The sequence below is a fragment of the Luteimonas sp. TWI662 genome (genome assembly GCF_039673825.1).
Taxonomy (GTDB): Bacteria; Pseudomonadota; Gammaproteobacteria; order Xanthomonadales; family Xanthomonadaceae; genus Luteimonas.
Window position 1 is genome coordinate 12,967 of the sequence record NZ_JBDJMI010000036.1, and the last position, 17,956, is coordinate 30,922.

At 66.8% G+C, this 17,956-nt stretch carries 11 protein-coding genes, 1 pseudogene and 1 riboswitch; of the genes and pseudogenes, 8 read left to right on the forward strand and 4 right to left on the reverse strand.

What is annotated here, in order from left to right:
• Positions 1–3 precede the first annotated feature (3 nt).
• On the reverse strand, positions 4–1,053 hold the full coding sequence (locus tag ABE488_RS16925; protein ID WP_346449560.1) for a metal-dependent hydrolase: 1,050 nt from the start codon (positions 1,051–1,053) through the stop codon (positions 4–6).
• Between the two features lie 389 nt (positions 1,054–1,442).
• Here ABE488_RS16925 and ABE488_RS16930 point away from each other — a divergent pair.
• The 6 genes and pseudogenes from ABE488_RS16930 to ABE488_RS16955 all read left to right on the forward strand — a co-directional run.
• Positions 1,443–2,723 (forward strand): annotated as a pseudogene (locus ABE488_RS16930) (S8 family peptidase); the annotation flags it as partial.
• A 126-nt stretch (positions 2,724–2,849) separates the two neighbouring features.
• A complete protein-coding gene (locus ABE488_RS16935) occupies positions 2,850–3,596 on the forward strand; it encodes a VCBS repeat-containing protein (protein ID WP_346449578.1) in 747 nt (248 codons plus the stop codon).
• A gap of 218 nt (positions 3,597–3,814) precedes the next feature.
• The gene (metK, locus tag ABE488_RS16940; protein ID WP_346443328.1) at positions 3,815–5,026 is read left to right on the forward strand and encodes a methionine adenosyltransferase; all 1,212 of its coding nucleotides are present in this window, start codon (positions 3,815–3,817) and stop codon (positions 5,024–5,026) included.
• Positions 5,027–5,211: 185 nt separating this feature from the next.
• Positions 5,212–6,624, forward strand: a complete 1,413-nt coding sequence (locus ABE488_RS16945) for a circularly permuted type 2 ATP-grasp protein (protein ID WP_346449562.1) — start codon at positions 5,212–5,214, stop codon at positions 6,622–6,624.
• Between the two features lie 10 nt (positions 6,625–6,634).
• Positions 6,635–7,642 (forward strand): alpha-E domain-containing protein, encoded by a 1,008-nt coding sequence (locus ABE488_RS16950; RefSeq protein WP_346449564.1) that lies wholly within the window; start codon positions 6,635–6,637, stop codon positions 7,640–7,642.
• Positions 7,643–7,707: 65 nt separating this feature from the next.
• Complete coding sequence (locus ABE488_RS16955) at positions 7,708–8,442, forward strand: peptidase (RefSeq protein ID WP_346449566.1); 735 nt, start codon at positions 7,708–7,710, stop codon at positions 8,440–8,442.
• 68 nt (positions 8,443–8,510) lie between these two features.
• Here ABE488_RS16955 and ABE488_RS16960 read toward each other — a convergent pair whose 3' ends face one another.
• Positions 8,511–11,012, reverse strand: a complete 2,502-nt coding sequence (locus ABE488_RS16960) for a prolyl oligopeptidase family serine peptidase (protein WP_346449568.1) — start codon at positions 11,010–11,012, stop codon at positions 8,511–8,513.
• A gap of 260 nt (positions 11,013–11,272) precedes the next feature.
• A riboswitch (S-adenosyl-L-homocysteine riboswitch) is annotated at positions 11,273–11,387 on the forward strand.
• A gap of 35 nt (positions 11,388–11,422) precedes the next feature.
• Here ABE488_RS16960 and ahcY point away from each other — a divergent pair.
• Entirely contained in the window at positions 11,423–12,883 is a 1,461-nt protein-coding gene (gene ahcY, locus ABE488_RS16965) for an adenosylhomocysteinase (RefSeq protein WP_346449570.1), read from the forward strand.
• A gap of 90 nt (positions 12,884–12,973) precedes the next feature.
• On the opposite strand, the gene ABE488_RS16970 is transcribed toward ahcY, so the two are convergent.
• Both ABE488_RS16970 and ABE488_RS16975 read right to left on the reverse strand, forming a co-directional pair.
• Positions 12,974–14,404, reverse strand: a complete 1,431-nt coding sequence (locus ABE488_RS16970; RefSeq protein ID WP_346449572.1) for a hypothetical protein — start codon at positions 14,402–14,404, stop codon at positions 12,974–12,976.
• 77 nt (positions 14,405–14,481) lie between these two features.
• The gene (locus ABE488_RS16975) at positions 14,482–17,340 is read right to left on the reverse strand and encodes a TonB-dependent receptor (RefSeq protein WP_346449574.1); all 2,859 of its coding nucleotides are present in this window, start codon (positions 17,338–17,340) and stop codon (positions 14,482–14,484) included.
• A gap of 430 nt (positions 17,341–17,770) precedes the next feature.
• Between ABE488_RS16975 and ABE488_RS16980 the strand changes: the two genes are divergently transcribed.
• Positions 17,771–17,956, forward strand: a 186-nt coding sequence (locus ABE488_RS16980) for a class II D-tagatose-bisphosphate aldolase, non-catalytic subunit (RefSeq protein WP_346443313.1), incomplete at its 3' end; no start/stop codon positions are given.

The following is a 17,956-nucleotide window of genomic DNA, read 5'->3' on the forward strand; positions in this document are numbered from 1 at the left end:
GCGTCAGGGGGCGCCGATGGCCTGGTGGTCGCCCAGTCCCGGCACCGCAGGTTCGTGCCACATCCGCGCCCAGGTCGCATTCCACGTCGCTCCCACATCGCGGGCCATCGGCGCCTGGGTCGGGGGCAATGCAGACCAGCCCGCGGCCGTGCGCTCGGCGATGGTGAACCGGAAGAAGTACTCGGGCTCGTTGCCCATGCGCAGGTCGCTGAGCTGCAACCGCCCATCGACGACCGTCGCGCCCATGAAGCCGCGGTTGAACCAGGCCAGCCGCTGCGCCGCAGGCAGTGCGGCATTCGCGCGCAGGGCCGCCACGTCCGAAGGATAGGCCGCGAACTGCATCGGGCCGCGGTCGGCGACCAACGACCGGAACCCCTCGACGTAGCCATCCGGCGTCATCGCGACCACCCGCCACAGCACGGTGTTGCCGGGCATCGGCACCGAGAAGCGCGGCGCGTCGGCAAGGCCCAGCGCCGCAAGGGCGTGGTCGGCCTCCCGGTCGACGCGCGCCTTGGCGACCAGCGACCAGCCGAGGTACGCCGTGCTCAACGCGAGCCCGACCGCGAGCGCGCGGCCGCCGACCCGACGCGCGCCAACGAACGCCGCGACCAGCACGCCGATCAGCAACCAGATCGTGTACAGCGGATCGATGATGAAGACACTCGACCACATCGTCGGCGACGGCCGGAACGGCCACAGCAACTGCGTGCCATAGACCGTGAACGCATCGAGCAGCGGGTGCGTGACCAGCGCGAGCTGGATCGCCCAGAACCAACGCCCCGGCGCGGCCGCGACCCGGCCGTGGCCGTAGCGGCGCAGCGCCCACCACAGCGCCGTGGCGGCAAGCGGCAACACCAACAACGAATGGGTGATTCCGCGATGCAGCGTCATCCGCAGCACGGGGTCGTCGGTCAACAGCGCGATCACCAGACCATCGAGGTCGGGCACCGTACCCAGCGCAGCGCCGGCCAGCAAAGCGGCCCGGCGATGCGCCGCCGGCACGACGGCCGCCGCGACCGACGCACCGAGGACGATCTGGGTCAGGGAATCCATTGCGCAATCTTAGACGCAGACACCCTGCTCCATTTGATGGCGCGCCCGATGCCACGCGACGAGGCCCAATTCTGGGGAAGGCAGTCTTCGACCGCGGACTCGCAGTGCGTCGATTGGAAGTGGAACGAAACGCCTGCTACCTTCAGGAATCGGCGATGGATTCGCCCCCCCGCGTCAAGGGGAATGCCAGGGACGGCGGATCGACTTCGCTCCTGTCAGGCCCCGTTCTCGGAATCGTCAACCTGCCAGAGGAAGAACTCGACATGCCAAGCTCCAAGACAACGCACGCGGGGATTGTCGCGCCCGCCGTCACCGCCGCGTTCCTGTCCCTCCTCGCGTTCCCCGCCATGGGGGCCACGGTCGACACCTCGTCACTTCGCGGTGGCCACACGTACGATCAGTTCATCGTGAAGTATCGAACCGGCAGCCTGCAGGGTGCCGAAGGCGCCTCACTCTCGACCTCGCTAAAGCGCGCCGCCAGCAGCCTGACTGCGACACGCGGCGTCGTGGATGTTCGGCACCTGCGGCGTACCGCGCTGGGTGCCGACGTGATCCGGACCACCCAAGCGCTCGAGGCGGCCGATGCAGAGACCCTGCTTCGGGCCATCGCGGCCGACCCAAGGGTCGAGTACGTCGAAGTCGATGCGAGGATGTACCCGACGATGACACCCAATGACCCCCGATTCGGCGAGCAATGGGGCTACACCCATCAGGCCGCCGGAATCCGTGCGCCACAGGCGTGGGAGACCGCAACCGGCGCCGGCGTGGTCGTCGCGGTGCTGGATACGGGGATTACCTCGCACAGCGATCTCAACGCCAATGTGCTCCCGGGCTACGACTTCATCAGCGATGCTGCCAGAGCCAGAGACGGCAACGGCAGGGATCCCAATCCAGCCGATGAAGGAGATTGGCGAGCCGCCAACGAATGTGGCGCCGGCGTTCCGGCGGCGAATTCGAGCTGGCATGGCACGCATGTCGCAGGCACCATCGCCGCCGTGACGAACAACGCGAAGGGGGTTGCCGGCACCGCTTTCGAGTCCAAAATCGTGCCCGTGCGCGTCCTCGGTCGATGCGGCGGCACGGTCTCTGACATTGCCGACGCCATTGTCTGGGCGTCGGGCGGCAGCGTGCCCGGGGTGCCGACCAATGCCAACCCCGCGGAGGTGATCAACCTGTCACTGGGCGGCGCCGGTAACTGCTCGGCCACCTACCAGAGCGCCATCAATGGTGCAGTCTCGCGCGGCAGTACGATCGTCGTGTCAGCGGGCAACTCCAATGCCGACGCTGCGGCCTTCCAACCCGCAAGTTGCGCGAATGTCATCACAGTCGGCGCCGTCGACCGCAACGGCGCCCGTTCGATCTGGGGAGGCGGACAGGCGTCGAATTACGGAAGCCGAGTGGATCTCTCTGCTCCGGGCTCGGACATTCTCTCGACCCTCAATGCCGGCGCCACGACACCGGCAAGCGAGAGCTACGCCTACTACGGCGGAACATCGATGGCAGCGCCGCATGTGTCAGGGGTCCTCGCCCTGATGCAATCGGTAGCGCGCAATCCGCTCACGCCCTCGCAGGCAGGCACCATTCTCAAAAACACCGCGACACCCTTTCCAACGGCGCCATCGCAGCCTATCGGGACCGGCATCGTCAACGCGCGGGCCGCTGTCGAAGCCGTCGCCCCGGCGATACCCGACCTCTACGCCATCAACAAGCAAGGCGGGAGCACAACTGAAGTTCACGTCCTCGATGGCGGAGATGGCTTCCAGTCCTTTCCGCTGCAGACTGCGACCGCTTTACACGTGACTGGCGCCGATGCGCGCTGGGTCTTTCTGCTCGGCGACTTCAACGCCGACGGCGTGACCGACCTCTACGCGATCAATAAGCAGGGAACGAGCTCAACCGAGGTCCATGTTCTCGACGGCGCCAGCCATTTCCAGACATTCCTCATGCAGACAGGGACAGCTCTTCATCACACGGGAAGCGACTCGAGTTGGACCTTTGCGCTTGGCGACTACGACCGCGATGGCGCTCTGGATCTCTACGCGATCCAGAAGCAGGGCGGTGGTTCCAACAGGACCGAGGTCCACGTTCTCAACGGCGCCACTGGTTTCCAATCGTTCTTGCTGCACACCGCAACCGCGCTCCATCCCACAGGCTCGGATTCGACCTGGATGTTCGATCTCGCAGACTATGACCGGGACGGCACCTTGGACCTTTACGCAATCAATCGCCAGGGCGCCAGCTCCACAGAAGTCCATATCCTAGACGGCGCGACTGGATTCCAGTCCTTCAAGATGCAGACAGCGACGGCGCTGCATACGACCGGGCACGACCCAAGCTGGTCGTTCGCGTTACAGGACCAGAACTCCGACGGCGCCCCTGACCTCTACGCCATCAGAAAGCAAGGCGGCGCCTCCGGCAGAACCGAGGTCTTCATCCTCAACGGAGCAGAACATTTCCAGACGTTCCTACTCCAGACTGCGACTGCCCTGCATCAGACGGGCAGTGACCACGCATGGCAGATACTGGTCGCGCCCAGCCAGTGATGTCTTGGAAATCCCGGGCGGCGCTGCTCGTCGCGTCGCCCGGGGTCAAAGCGGGGTGGACGCGTCGCGACCTGACACGGTGGGCAGGCTCGTGAACTGGCACCAGCCCTGGCCCCCTTAACTCTACGGCAACACACGGGACGACAAGATGCGCAGCGCAGGCCGGGGGTGTATCATTCGCGGCCATCTTTTCATCCGAATATAGGGATATAGCCCTGATGTCCAGCTATCTCTTCACGTCCGAGTCCGTCTCCGAAGGCCATCCGGACAAGATTGCCGACCAGATCTCCGATGCCGTGCTCGACGCGATCCTGGCCCAGGACAAGCGTGCGCGCGTGGCATGCGAGACGCTGGTCAAGACCGGCGTGGCGATCGTCGCCGGCGAGGTGACGACCAGCGCGTGGATCGACCTGGAGGCGCTGACCCGCAAGGTGATCCTGGACATCGGCTACGACAGCTCCGACGTCGGTTTCGACGGCGAGACCTGCGGCGTTTTGAACCTGATCGGCAAGCAGTCGCCCGACATCAACCAGGGCGTGGACCGCAAGAACCCCGAGCAGCAGGGCGCCGGCGACCAGGGCCTGATGTTCGGCTACGCGACCAACGAGACCGACAGCCACATGCCGGCCGCGATCCATCTTTCGCACCGTCTGGTCGAGCGCCAGGCCCAGGTGCGCAAGAAGAAGAACTCGCCGCTGCCGTGGCTGCGTCCCGATGCCAAGAGCCAGGTCACGCTGCGCTACGAAGATGGCAAGGCGACCGCGATCGACGCGGTCGTGCTGTCGACCCAGCACGATCCGGGCGTCAAGCAGAAGGATCTGATCGAGGCGGTGCGCGAGGAGATCATCAAGCCCGTGCTGCCGGCCAAGTGGCTGCACAAGGGCACCAAGTTCCACATCAACCCGACCGGCAAGTTCATCATCGGCGGGCCGGTGGGCGACTGTGGCCTGACCGGCCGCAAGATCATCGTCGACACCTACGGCGGCTGGGCCCGTCACGGTGGCGGCGCGTTCTCGGGCAAGGACCCGTCGAAGGTCGACCGCTCGGCTGCCTACGCCGCGCGCTACGTCGCCAAGAACGTGGTCGCGGCCGGCCTGGCCGACCGCTGCGAGGTCCAGGTGTCGTATGCGATCGGCGTCGCCGAGCCGACCTCGATCTCGGTGACCACGTTCGGCACCGGCAAGATTCCGGACGCGCAGATCGAGAAGCTGATCCGCCGCCACTTCGACCTGCGCCCCTACGGCATCATCCAGATGCTCGACCTGATCCACCCGGTCTACCAGCGTACCGCCAGCTACGGCCATTTCGGCCGCAAGCCGCAGCAGGTCAGCTACACCGACGGCGCGGGCGAGCAGCACACCGCGACTGCGTTCTCGTGGGAGAAGACCGACCGCGCCGAGGCCCTGCGCGCCGACGCCAAGCTCAAGTAAGACCGGCGCCGCCAGGTGTCGCCACGACGGGCCGCGCAAGCGGCCCGTCGTCGTTTGGCCCGGCGGGCCGGCCCGCGCCCCTGCCCCGTGGGCGTGCCCGTCTCACCCGACGTGCACCCGGCGGGCGACATGCTATATCTCGTCGCACGGTGCGGCGCCAAGGACAGCCAGGGGAAGCTTCTTCGATGTCAGCCAGTTACGACGAGATGCGCGACGCGCAAGATGCGGTCCGGCCGCACTACCACACGTTCGAAGACTGGCTGCAGCGCACGCCGACCGAGCAGGTCGCGCACAAGCGGCGCGAGGCGGAGATCTCGTTCCACCGCGTCGGCATCACGTTCTCGGTCTACGGCGAGGAGTCGGGCACCGAGCGGCTGATCCCCTTCGACATCGTGCCCAGGATCGTGCCGGCTGCCGAATGGCGGATGCTCGAAGCCGGGCTGCGCCAGCGGGTGCACGCGCTGAATCTGTTCCTGGGCGATGTCTACGGCCCGCAACGCATTCTGCGCGATGGCCGCATTCCGGCCGCGCTGGTGCTCGATAACAGCGAGTACCGCAAGGAGATGCAGGGCCTGCAGGTCGCCTGCAACACCTATTCGCACGTTTCGGGCATCGATCTGGTGCGCGCCGGCGACGGCGAGTACTACGTGCTCGAGGACAATCTGCGGGTCGCGTCGGGCGTGTCGTACATGCTCGAGAACCGGCGGATGATGGCGCGCCTGACGCCCGAGCTGTTCTCCAGTCAGCAGATCGCGCCGGTCGAACGCTACCCCGACGCACTGCTCGACGTGCTGCGTCAGTGCGCGCCGGCCAACATCGACAACCCGGTGGTGGCCGTACTCACGCCGGGTGCGGCGAACTCGGCCTACTTCGAGCACGCGTTCCTGGCCCAGCAGATGGGCGTGGAACTGGTCGAGGGCGCCGACCTGTTCGTGCAGAACGACATGGTCTATGCGCAGACCACGCGCGGCGCCCAGCGCGTGCACGTGATCTACCGCCGGATCAACGACGACTTCCTCGACCCGACGGTGTTCCGGCCCGAATCGATGCTCGGCGTGCCCGGGCTGTTCGGCGCCTACCGCGCCGGCAACGTGACCCTGGCCAATGCGCCGGGCACCGGCGTGGGCGACGACAAGTCGGTGTACCCGTTCGTGCCCGAGATGATCCGCTACTACCTCAGCGAAGAGCCGATCCTGCACAACGTGCCGACCTGGCAGCTGCGCAATCCCGACGACCTCAAATACGCGCTGGCGCACTTGCCCGAACTCGTCGTCAAGGAGGTGCACGGCGCCGGCGGCTACGGGATGCTCGTCGGCCCGGCCTCGACCAAGGCCGAGATCGAGGCGTTCCGCGCCCGCATCCTCGCCGACCCGGGCAACTACATCGCCCAGCCCACGTTGTCGCTGTCGACCTGCCCGACCTTCGTCGAAAGCGGACTGGCACCGCGCCACATCGACCTGCGCCCTTACATCCTCAGCGGCAACCGCATCCAGGTCGTGCCGGGGGGACTGACGCGGGTGGCGCTGCGCGAAGGTTCGCTGGTGGTCAATTCGTCCCAGGGCGGCGGCACCAAGGACACCTGGATCATGGAAAACTAAGGCCGCACGCATGCTCTGTCGCACCGCGAACGATCTGTACTGGGTGGCGCGCAGCATGGAACGCGCCGAGAACACCGCGCGCCTGCTCGATGTCGCACAACGCATCGCCTTGCTGCCCGAGCGCCTGGATCGCGGCAAGGCGCAGGCCGCTGCATGGCGACGTTCGCTCGACTCGCTGGGCCTGGTGCAGCCGTTCCTCGAACGTCACGGCCGGATCGACGCCGAGGGCGTGGTCGGGCACCTGCTGCTGGCGCCCGACAACCCCAGCTCGATCCACAGCTGTTTCCGCAACGCACGCGAGAACGCGCGCGCCCAGCGCGTGGCGATCACCTCGGAAATGTACGAGGACCTCAACAGTTCGTGGCTGGAGATCCGCAAGCTCGATGCCGCGCAACTGCGCCGCAACGGACTGAGCAACACCCTCGAATGGGTCAAGACCCGCTCGGCATCGTTCCGGGGCATCACGATCGGCACGCTCGGCCGCGGCGAGGGCTACCAGTTCCTGCAGTTGGGGGCGTTCATCGAGCGCGCCGAATGGTCGATCCGGTTGCTGGACATGATCGCCAGCGACGACGAGCTGCCGGAGACCGGCGAGGCGCGCGACGCAGTCCAGTATTTCCAATGGAGCGCACTGTTGCAGGCGCTGTCGGCGTTCGAGACCTACCGGCGGCTGTACCGCGAGTCGGTCAGCCCGGCCGGCGTGGCGGCGCTGATGCTGCTCAACGGCGACAACCCGCGCTCGCTGCAGACCTGCGTGGAAGCGATCTCCTCGATCCTGCAATCGCTGACCGGTGGGGCGTCGGCGGAGGTCGCGCGCCAGGCCGGCGCGCTGGCCGCGCAATCGCGTTACGCGCGCATGGACGAGATCATCGCCGGCGGATTGGAACCCTGGTTGCAGGACACGATGACCCGGCTGACCCGGCTGGGTGCGGAGATCCACCGACAGTTCATGACCACCCGCGTGGTAACGGCGCCGGCCCAGACGCAGGTTCAGGCGCCCTGGCAGACCACGGCCTGACAGGTGCCATGCCGCCCGCGCAGCGGGCACAATGGCCCCCCGCTCCGCCGTATCCGCCCCGCCTCATGACCTACTGCATCGGCATCAACCTCGACGAGGGGCTCGTGCTCGCCTCCGACTCGCGCACCAACGCGGGCGTCGACCATGTCCGCCGTGCCGGCAAGATGCGGGTCTTCACCGAACCCGGCGCCTACGTGGTGGTGACGTTGTCGGCAGGGAACCTGTCGCTGACCCAGAACGTGCTCAATCTGATCGAGCATCGCGACCGGCACGAGCCGGCGACGCCGGGCATCCGCAATGCGCAGTCGATGTTCCAGGTCGCCCAGGCGATCGGCGATGCGATGCGCGAGATCCGCGCCCGCGACGAAGCCTATCTTCGCGACAGCGGGATCGACCCCAGCGGCACGTTCATCGTCGGCGGTCAGATCCGCGGCGAACCGCCGCGGCTGTTCCTGGTGTACTCGGAGGGCAATTTCATCGAGAGCACGCCCGAAACCCCGTTCTTCCAGACCGGCGAGATCAAATTCGGCAAGCCGATTCTCGATCGGGTGGTGACCCGGCAGACCGACTTGGTCACTGCGACCAAGTGCACGCTGGTGTCGTTCGACTCGACGATCCGCTCGAATCTGTCGGTCGGCACGCCCATCGACCTGGCGGTCTATCGCCGCGACAGCCTGCAACTGGAGGTCCAGCAGCGCTTCGAGGACGAGGACGCCTACCTGCGCTCGATCCGCGAGCGCTGGAACGACAGCCTGCGCGAAGCGGTCGCCGCGCTGCCGGCGCCGCCATGGGCGCGGTAGGCAACGCCCGGCGCTGACGACCACCGCGACGCCCGTTCACCATCGGGCGTCGCGGCGGCAGCGCCGGGTTACGGCGCCGCGGGTGCCTCGGAGCGATGCTTCACATAACGATCGAGCCAGGCGTTGGTCTCGTAGAGCATGTGCAGGATCGATTCGCGCGCCCGGTAGCCGTGCGATTCCTTGGGCAGCATCACCAGCCGGGCATTGCCGCCCAGGCCCTTGATCGCCGCGAACATGCGCTCGCTCTGCATCGGGAACGTGCCCGAATTGTTGTCCTCCTCGCCGTGGATCAGCAGGATCGGATCCTTGATCTGTCCGGCATAGTTGAACGGCGACATGCGCAGGTAAGTGTCCTGCGCCTGCCAGTAGTTGCGCTCCTCGGCCTGGAAGCCGAACGGTGTGAGCGTGCGGTTGTAGGCGCCACTGCGCGCGATGCCGGCGGCGAACAACCGCGAGTGCGCCAGCAGGTTGCCGGTCATGAACGCGCCGTACGAATGCCCGCCGATCGCGATCCGGCGACGATCCGCCACGCCGCGGCGCACGACTTCATCCACCGCGGCCTCGGCGCTGGCGACCAGTTGTTCGATGTAGGTATCGTTGGGCTCGGCATCGCCTTCGCCGATGATCGGCATCGACACGTCGGCAAACACCGCATACCCCATTGCCAGGAACGCCTGCGGCCCCCAGTAGCCGACCGCGTTGAAGCGGTACGGCGAATCGGTCACCTGACTGGCGGCATCCGCGGACTTGAACTCGCCCGGATAGGCCCACATCAGCAGCGGCAACGGGCCGTCGCGCTGTGCGTCGTAGCCCGGCGGTAGGTACAGCGTGCCGCTCAGGTCGACACCGTCCTTGCGCTTGAAGCGGACCAGCTCCTTGTGCACGTCGCGCAGCTGCGGCGTGGGATGCGCGAACGCGGTCAGCGCTGCCGGTGCGGCATCGGCGTCGTCCAGGCGGCGCAGCAGGAAGTTCGCCGGCTCGGCCGGCGTTTCGCGCGTGGTCAGCAGCCGCGTGGCCTGCGCATCGAGCACCGCGACCGGTGCCTCGTAGGCCGGCGCCTGCGAGTGGAACAGCCGCTCGGTACGGCCGTCGGCCAAGTGCTGGCGGTCCAGGAACGGCCGGTCGCCTTCCTCCGACGCGCCGTCGCCGATGCGGTAGATGCTCTGGCCATCGGCCGCGATCAGCAACCGACTATTGCCGTTGTCGTCGGGCATCGTCACCGCCATGCCCGGGTCGGCGTAGCGGTCCTCGTACGACCCGTCGCGCACCAGCACCGGCGCGGCGCCGCCGTCGGGATGCAAGCGCCACTCGCGGATCCGGCGCGTTTTCCACCAATACTCGGTCAGCAACGCAAGATCGCCAGTGCCCCACTGCGTGCCGGCGTAGCGCATCGACAGTTGCGCGAGCGCAGTCGGCTTTGTGCGGAACGGGGCAGCCTGCGCGTAGACGATGTCGCGCACCGCGAATTCACGCGCCGGATCGCCGCCGTCCTGCGCCTCGGCCCAGACCAGCGTCGCCGGCGCGTCGCTGCGCCAGGCGACCGAACGCACGCCGGTGGGCACCGCATCGTTGCCAACCGGCAGGCCCTCGACCAACGGCAGGCGCGCCACCGTGTGCTGGACCGCACCGTCGAGTCCGATCACCTCGATCCGGCGCGGGAAGCGCGTATACGGCACCTGGTAGGAGAACGGCCGGTCGATCTGCTGGCGCAGCAGATGACGCCCGTCGGGCGAAGCGGTGGCGCTGACGGTCAGGCCGGGCGCGCCGATCGGCGACACTGTGCCGTCGAACGACACGCGCGCGAGCTGGCTGGTCATGTAATGCGCGAACACCCGCGCATCCTGCTCGCTGCGCAGCAGGTCCTGGTAGGTCCGCAACTGCTGCACCGTGCCGCCGGCGCCGGTCTCCTGGACGTTGGGGCCGGCCGGAACGCCATCGTCCTGCGGCGCGGCGCCCTGCTCTTGCGGACGCAACCGCACCAGCAGCGACTGCCCGTCGGGCATCCATTCGAAGCCGTTACCGACCACCGCGTTGAGCGGCTGGGACAGCAGGCGTCGCGCCTGACGCGTCGCCACGTCGACCAGCCACAGCTGCACTTCGCCCGCGTGCGTGTCGACCTGGCTGAAGGCGATGTGGCGCTGGTCGGGCGACCACAGTAGCGAAGCCAGCGACAACGGCTCGGGCAGGCCGGCGATGCGCTGCTCGCCGCCACCGTCGATCGGCTTGAGCCAGACATCGCTGACGTACGAGGCGCGGCTGGCCGAGTAGGTCTTGGGATTGATCCGGATGCCGCCGAGCTTGAGCTCGGGTTGCGAGACTTCGGCAATCGACGGCAGCGCGGGCGTCTGCAGGAAAGCGGCCAGGTCGCGCTTGGGGCTCAGCAGCAAGCGCGGCGGACGCGGCGCATCGACGATCGCGCGCAACGCTTCGGGCGGCAGTTGGTAGCCGCCGTCCTCGGCTACGACTGCCGGCGCAGTCTGCGCGAACGCGGGGGAGCCACCAAGCGAGGCGACGAGCAAGGTGGCGGAGACGGCGAGAAACAATCGGCGACGGGCAGTCGTTGCAGTCATCAGAAGTCGATCCGAAAAAACGCACAAGGCTGTCGAGCATACCTGTCGCGTCGCGCTGGGCAGCGGGTGCGTGCCCGGGACCGACGGGACTTGCGCTGTATCGCAAAGCGGTCACTACGCCCGCGCAGCACCGCACCAGGGCCGGACCGCAAAGGCGGCCGGCGCAGTCGGCACCTGAACATCAACCTTGCCTCGCCCAACGGGCGCGCCCCAGGTCCTGGCCGCCTCCAGTGGCGAGCTGCGATAGAATGGCGGTCCGCCTCGCCGAGGGGCGCTGCGACCATCGCGTGGCTTCGTCCACGACCCGTTCCGCACAAGCGGACGCCTCGATGGCCAGGCTCGGCGCAGGTGCCCTGCGAACGGCGCCCGTCATCGCGAATGCATCGATCGCATTCCGTACGGAGCATGCAATGAACGCACAGTTGAAGTCCGGCGCCGCGCGCGCTTTCTCCCAGGATGGCGACTACAAGGTCGCCGACATCTCGCTGGCCGACTGGGGCCGCAAGGAACTCGACATCGCCGAGCACGAGATGCCGGGCCTGATGTCGATCCGCAAGAAGCACGCCGCCACCCAGCCGCTGAAGGCCGTGCGCGTGACCGGCTCGCTGCACATGACCATCCAGACCGCAGTGCTGATCGAGACGCTCAAGGACATCGGTGCCGACGTGCGCTGGGCCTCGTGCAACATCTTCTCGACCCAGGACCACGCCGCCGCCGCGATCGCCGCGACCGGCACGCCGGTGTTCGCCTGGAAGGGCGAGACGCTCGAGGAATACTGGGACTGCACGCTCGACGCGCTGACCTTCACCCTGCCCGACGGCACCCTGACAGGACCGGAACTGGTGGTCGACGATGGCGGCGACGTCACCCTGTTGATCCACAAGGGCTACGAGCTCGAGAACGGCAGCAAGTGGGTCGACGAGCCGGCCTCCTCGCATGAGGAGCAGGTGATCAAGAACCTGCTCAAGCGCGTGGCCAGCGAGCGCCCGGGCTACTGGACGCGCGTGGTCGCCGACTGGAAGGGCGTGTCCGAGGAGACCACCACCGGTGTGCACCGCCTCTACCAGCTGGCCCAGGCCGGCACGCTGCTGGTGCCGGCGATCAACGTCAACGACTCGGTCACCAAGTCCAAGTTCGACAACCTCTATGGCTGCCGCGAGTCGCTGGCCGACGGACTCAAGCGCGCAATGGACGTGATGCTGGCCGGCAAGGTGGCGGTGGTCTGCGGCTACGGCGACGTCGGCAAGGGCTGCGCCGCCTCGCTGCGCGCCTATGGCGCCCGCGTCGTGGTGACCGAGATCGACCCGATCTGCGCGCTGCAGGCGGCGATGGAGGGTTTCGAAGTCCACACGATCGAGAGCACGCTGGGCCGCGGCGACGTCTATGTCACCACCACCGGCAACAAGGACATCATCACCGCCGAGCACCTGCAGGCGATGAAGGACCAGGCGATCGTCTGCAACATCGGCCACTTCGACAACGAGATCCAGGTCGATGCGCTCAAGGCGCTGGCGGGCGTGCAGCAGATCAACATCAAGCCGCAGGTCGACAAGTACGTGTTCCCCGACGGCCGCGCGATCTTCCTGCTCGCCGATGGCCGTCTGGTGAACCTGGGCTGCGCCACCGGCCACCCGAGCTTCGTGATGTCGAACTCGTTCGCCAACCAGACCCTGGCCCAGATCGACCTGTGGGCGAACAAGGACCGCTACGAGAAGAAGGTCTACCTGCTGCCCAAGCACCTCGACGAGGAAGTCGCACGCCTCCACCTGGAGAAGATCGGCGTCAAGCTGACCAAGCTCACCCAGGCCCAGGCCGACTACATCGGCGTGCCGGTCGAAGGCCCGTTCAAGCCGGACCACTACCGCTACTGAGCGACCGTACCGCTGCAGCAACACGACGAACGGGCGCCTCGCGGCGCCCGTTCTCGTTGGTGGGCCGGCCCGCCCGGCCCGGCGGCTCGCCTACGGCAGCGAAGCGTTGAACTGGATCTGCTGTCCCGGCACGAGCCGATCGCTTTCGATCGCGACTGTCAGCGAGGCGATTGCATGCGGCCCGATGCAGGCCGACGCAGAACGCTCCGCATTCGGCAGCAAGCCCTTGAGTGACGTGCCCAGACGGTGGCCGTCGACCGCGGGCCAGGCGTCGTAATAGATCGGCGCCACGCCTTCGTTGCGCACCGACATCTGCACGCATTCGCCATCGCTCGCCAGCGCCGTGATCCGGAACGCGTAGCCCGTGGCCATCGCGGCCTCCCGAATGCGGGCGCGCGTCTGATAGCCCGGCTGATCGTTGCCGATCATGTAGCTGATGCGGTACTGCGACGCGAAGGATTCGAAACTGCGTCCCCAGGGGCCGTTGGGATCGAGCACATGCGCCTGGTCGTAGTCGCTGTAGTAGTTGAACTCGCCGCCCGCCGGGCTGTCCTGGTAGCGGGTGTCGCCGAAGAACAACCAGGACGCGCGGTTGTATTCGCTGTTGCTGCTCGAATGCGTCTCATGCATGAAGGAGTCGTCGAACAGCCCGAAGCGCAGCTGTCGCAACGACGGCACGGCGGAGAACGGCGAGTAGGTGCTGCTGGCCGCGTCGATCGACAGCGACCAGGAGGTCTGCGCAAACGTCGCGCCCAGGTGCTCGAGAAACTGCTGCTGGAAGGCTTTCGATGGAAACGTCCGGCCCAGGGTCAACGGCCCGTCCCACAGGTGATACTCGGCATAGGAGCCGAAGCCCACCTGCAGGAAGGCCAGGCGCGGGTCGAGATCGTAACGCTGCGCGAACTTGGTGTAGAAGTCGAGAATGAAGGCCCGCAACGTGGCCGAGCGCCAGTCGGGCACGAAGGTTTGCTCGCCCTCCACGTTCCTGTAGTCGATCACGTGGTCGGCGGCGTTGCCGATGTGGCTGGGGATCGAGATCGTGGTGTGGCCGGGATAGGTGTCGTGGAAGCGCACGATCATCTGATGGCCGCGTGCCGCCGCCGATGCCAGCCGGGCGTCGACCTGCGACCAGTCGTAGGTGCCAAGTCCGGTGACGACGTCGCTGTACTTGAAGTAGGCAAACTCCAGTTGCACGTCCTCGCCGAGTGCCGCCAAGCCTGACGCGTTGTCGTTCCACAGCACGATGCCGGTCATCGGCTGCACCCGATCGATCGTGGCCTGCAGTGGAACCGGCGTATAGGCCGCAGCGCCGCGTCGGCGCACATCGCGCTCGCGCACCGGCGTCGCTGATTTGGCCAGACGCGCGGCCTGTGTGCGGCCAGAGACCTGGACTGGAGTGGACGACGAGAGCGAAGCTCCTCGCAGCTCCACCGGATCGGGCAGTCCCGCACTGGATGTTCCGGTGACCGCCAGCAGGATCGCCGACGCCGCGCAACGCAACAGGTATCGATGGTGCTCCATGATCTACCCCTCCTGTCGCCAGCGTGGGATCGCAACCGGTCCAGGGGCGACGCCCGGACCGCTCGCACAAGACGCCTTCAGAACCGGTAGCTCAGCCCCAGCGTGACCGAGCGGCCATACCGGTAGTAGCCCTGCGACAGCAGCGGGTTACCGTTGATGCTGGACGTGTTCTCGTCGTCGAGCAGGTTGCTGCCCTCCAGTGAGATCGTGAAACGGTCGTTGACGGCGTAGGACGCATGCGCGGTCAGCCAGGTGATCGGATCGGCCTGCTCGTTGTAGCCCTCGCCGAGCACGTTGATCGCAGTCACGAAGCCATCGGTGTGGTCGGCGGTGGCGCCGATCGACCAGGGGCCTTTCTCGTACATCAGGCCCAGCGAGTACACCGACGGCGCGATGCCCTCGAGCGGACGCTCGAACTCGCCGACCCAGCTGCGCGCCCAGTTGCGGGTGTACTGCGCGCGGAAGCCGAAGCCGTTGTCCCAGAAGTGCTGCAGGCCCGCTTCGATGCCCCGGACCTTGGCGTAGTCGCCATTGATCGGGCGCATGACGTTGAACAACGTCGGACCGGTGCTCACCGGCGTGCCGTTGGCATCGACGATCGGGCCGACCCCGATGTCCTGGCCCGGTTCCCAACTGGTGGTGATCTGGTTGGTGATGCGCTTGTAGAACACGGCGACGTTGAAGATCGAGCGGTCGGTGAAGTACCACTCCAGCGACAGGTCGCCTTGCTTGGCGCTGTAGGGCTGCAGATCGACGTTGCCGCCGTAGATCTGGGTGAACTCGCCCCAGGACACGCTGGCCGTGGTGTTGGTCGGCGCCAGCGTGTCGACCGGCGGCCGGGCCATGGTCTTGGCGGCGCCCACGCGCAGTTGCAGCTCGTCGGTGAAGCTCCAGATGAAGTTCGCCGACGGCAGGTAGAAGGTGTAGTCGCCCTTCTGCTCGATCGCGCTGGGCGTGTCGTAGACCGCGGTGTAGTTGAACGCACCGTTCTCGATGATCTGCAGGATCTTGGCGTCCCAGGCCTGCGACGTCGTATCGGTCTTGACCACACGCATGCCGACATCGCCGCGCCAGCGCTCGCCGGCGAAGTCGGCCTGCACGTAGAACGCGTTGGTCTTCTCCGAGACGCGGTAGCTCTCGAGCGGATTCCACTGCGGCGCCGCGTTGGAGAAATCATAGGGCGTGCCGTCGGCTCGCGGCCGGCCATCGTACTGGGCGAGGTGGCCCAGGTAGTTGGGCACGTCGAAGGCGATGAACGACCTCGGGAAGACCGCATGGACCCGCGTCATGAAGTTGGGCAACGCCAGCGACTGCGAGATCACGCCCGCGCCCAGGTCGCCGACGTTGATGGCGTTGTCGCCCGAGTAGTAGTCCGCGCCGCCGTTGAGGGTGTTGTTGATCAGGTCGCGCGACTTCTTGCGATCGGTGACGTTGACGCCGAAGCGCAGGCGGTCGAAAACCGATCGCCCGACGAACAGTTCGCCGCCCAGGGCACCGCCAGTGATTTCGTCGACGATGTTGTCGCCGCGCAGCTCCATGTAATGGGTGTTGAAGTCCGACGCACCGAAGCGGCCGGCATCGAACCCGTCGGCCAGCGAACGACCGTCGTCGAAGTCCACGCGCACGTTGGGCATCGCGGCGCCGCTCAGGTCGATACGGGCGGTGTTGGGCTGGTTCATGCGCAGGACCACGTAGGAATCCTGGCCACCTGAGTAACGCTTGGAGGTCGAGCGGTAGATGTCGGCGGTGAGCGTGAAGTCGTCGTTGACCTGCCACTGCGCGTTGGCCCCGTACAGATCGGTGTCGACCACACGGTGCTCGGTCATGTTGAGCAGTTCCGGGTTGAGCCGCAGCTCCGGATCCGGGTTGTCCATCGTGAACCCGGTGACGATCCCGTTCTGGACGGTGATGTCGGACCAGCGCCCGGGCGCAAACAGCGGATAGTAGGACTGCTGATAGCCGACCTGCGGGGAATCGAGGCGCGTGGTCAGGCCGTCCACCGTCAGCCGGAAACGGTCGCTGGGGCGCCATTCCAGCTTGCCCGAAAACGCCCGTCGCTTCTTCTCTTCGATGATCGAGCCGGCGCGGAACTGGCCTGGCGCGATCAGTCCGTACTCGTCGGGGTCGAGTTCGCCGTTGCCGTTCGGGTCGATGTTGCCGCCCCAGGCGTTGCCGGACCAGGTCTCGTCCGTCGGGTCCGGATTGCGGGTCCAGCCACCGTCGTTGCCGGCGATGTCGGTGCGATCCCGGCGCTTGCCGTACACCACGCCGAGCAGCACGCCAACAGTGTCGTCGGCGAAAGTGTTGCTGTAGGTCGCCGAGAACTTGTGACCGTTGAGATCGGACATCTGGTTGCGATCGCCTTCGACGCGGACGATACCGTGCTGCCCGGTGCGGTCGAACGGGCTGGCCGAACGCAGGTTGATCAGGCCGCCGATCGCGCCTTCGGTCAACGACGACTGCGCGCCCTTGATCACGTCCGCGCCGCTGATTACATCCGACGGCAGCACGTCGAACGCGAAATCGCGGCCGGCACCATCGGTCGCCAGCAACCGGCCATTGAACGTGGTCAGGGTGTATTCCGGCCCCAGGCCGCGCACGCTGACCTTCTGGCCCTCGCCGCCCGCTGTGCGGCTGATCGAGACACCGGTGATATGGCTCAGCGAGTCGGCGACGTTGTCGTCGGGGAACTTGCCCAGCTCCAGCGCGCTGATCGAATCCTGGACAGTCGCCGCGTCACGCTTGAGCTCGACCGCCCGGGCGAGGCTGCCGCGGACGCCGGTCACGATCACCGTGTCGAGCGACTCGATCCGCTCGCCTCCAGGCACCTCAGGATCGTCGACGTTCTGGACCTGGGCCGACACGCCGGCCGGCACAAGAAGTGCCAGCGCGATGCTGCAGAAAAGCGGATTGCGATGCGGACGAACGGTCTTCACGGAAGCATCCTCGATGTGGGTGGCTGTGGGGGCGACCTACAAAACGAAATCTAGCCTAAATGATGTTTCGTTTGGCATCAACATTTTCTTGTAACGAAATACGGGACGACCGGTGCCGCATCGCCGGTTGCTACGGCCCCTCAGGCCAAAAGGACGCGCTCGCGCTCTGACGGCGCGCGCGGAGGGCCGTAATCCAGGCCCACCATCGCCTTGGCGCCGGACGATCAGCCGCGCGCGCACCGGCCGGGGGCCCTCACAGTGCCGCAATCGAGTTCAGTCTTATCAGAAACGAAAGAAAACGTTGCCAATCGATGTGTTTCGTCGCAGACTCTCCCTGCGCGCCGGATGCGCCTTTTCGCCAGGCCCGCCGCTCCGCCCACACGATGGATGCCAAGCGGCGCCTGCCCCCCTTTTCGACACGAGGACCGCGATGCACGCCCTGCTCGAGCTGGTCGCCCGCCACACGCGAGGCGACGGCGCCGGTATCCCCTCCATCTGCTGCGCTCACCCCTTGGTGCTGGAGGCCGCGCTGCGCCATGCCCAGCGCCACGCCCTGCCGCTGGTGCTCATCGAGGCGACCTGCAACCAGGTCAACCAGGACGGCGGCTACACCGGC

Coding starts and splice junctions, on each gene's coding strand:
- ABE488_RS16960 (WP_346449568.1), bottom strand. CDS start 11,012: ATGACTGCAACGACTGCCCGTCGCCGATTGTTTCTCGCCGTCTCCGCC.
- metK (WP_346443328.1), top strand. CDS start 3,815: ATGTCCAGCTATCTCTTCACGTCCGAGTCCGTCTCCGAAGGCCATCCG.
- ABE488_RS16925 (WP_346449560.1), bottom strand. CDS start 1,053: ATGGATTCCCTGACCCAGATCGTCCTCGGTGCGTCGGTCGCGGCGGCC.
- ahcY (WP_346449570.1), top strand. CDS start 11,423: ATGAACGCACAGTTGAAGTCCGGCGCCGCGCGCGCTTTCTCCCAGGAT.
- ABE488_RS16945 (WP_346449562.1), top strand. CDS start 5,212: ATGTCAGCCAGTTACGACGAGATGCGCGACGCGCAAGATGCGGTCCGG.
- ABE488_RS16970 (WP_346449572.1), bottom strand. CDS start 14,404: ATGGAGCACCATCGATACCTGTTGCGTTGCGCGGCGTCGGCGATCCTG.
- ABE488_RS16955 (WP_346449566.1), top strand. CDS start 7,708: ATGACCTACTGCATCGGCATCAACCTCGACGAGGGGCTCGTGCTCGCC.
- ABE488_RS16950 (WP_346449564.1), top strand. CDS start 6,635: ATGCTCTGTCGCACCGCGAACGATCTGTACTGGGTGGCGCGCAGCATG.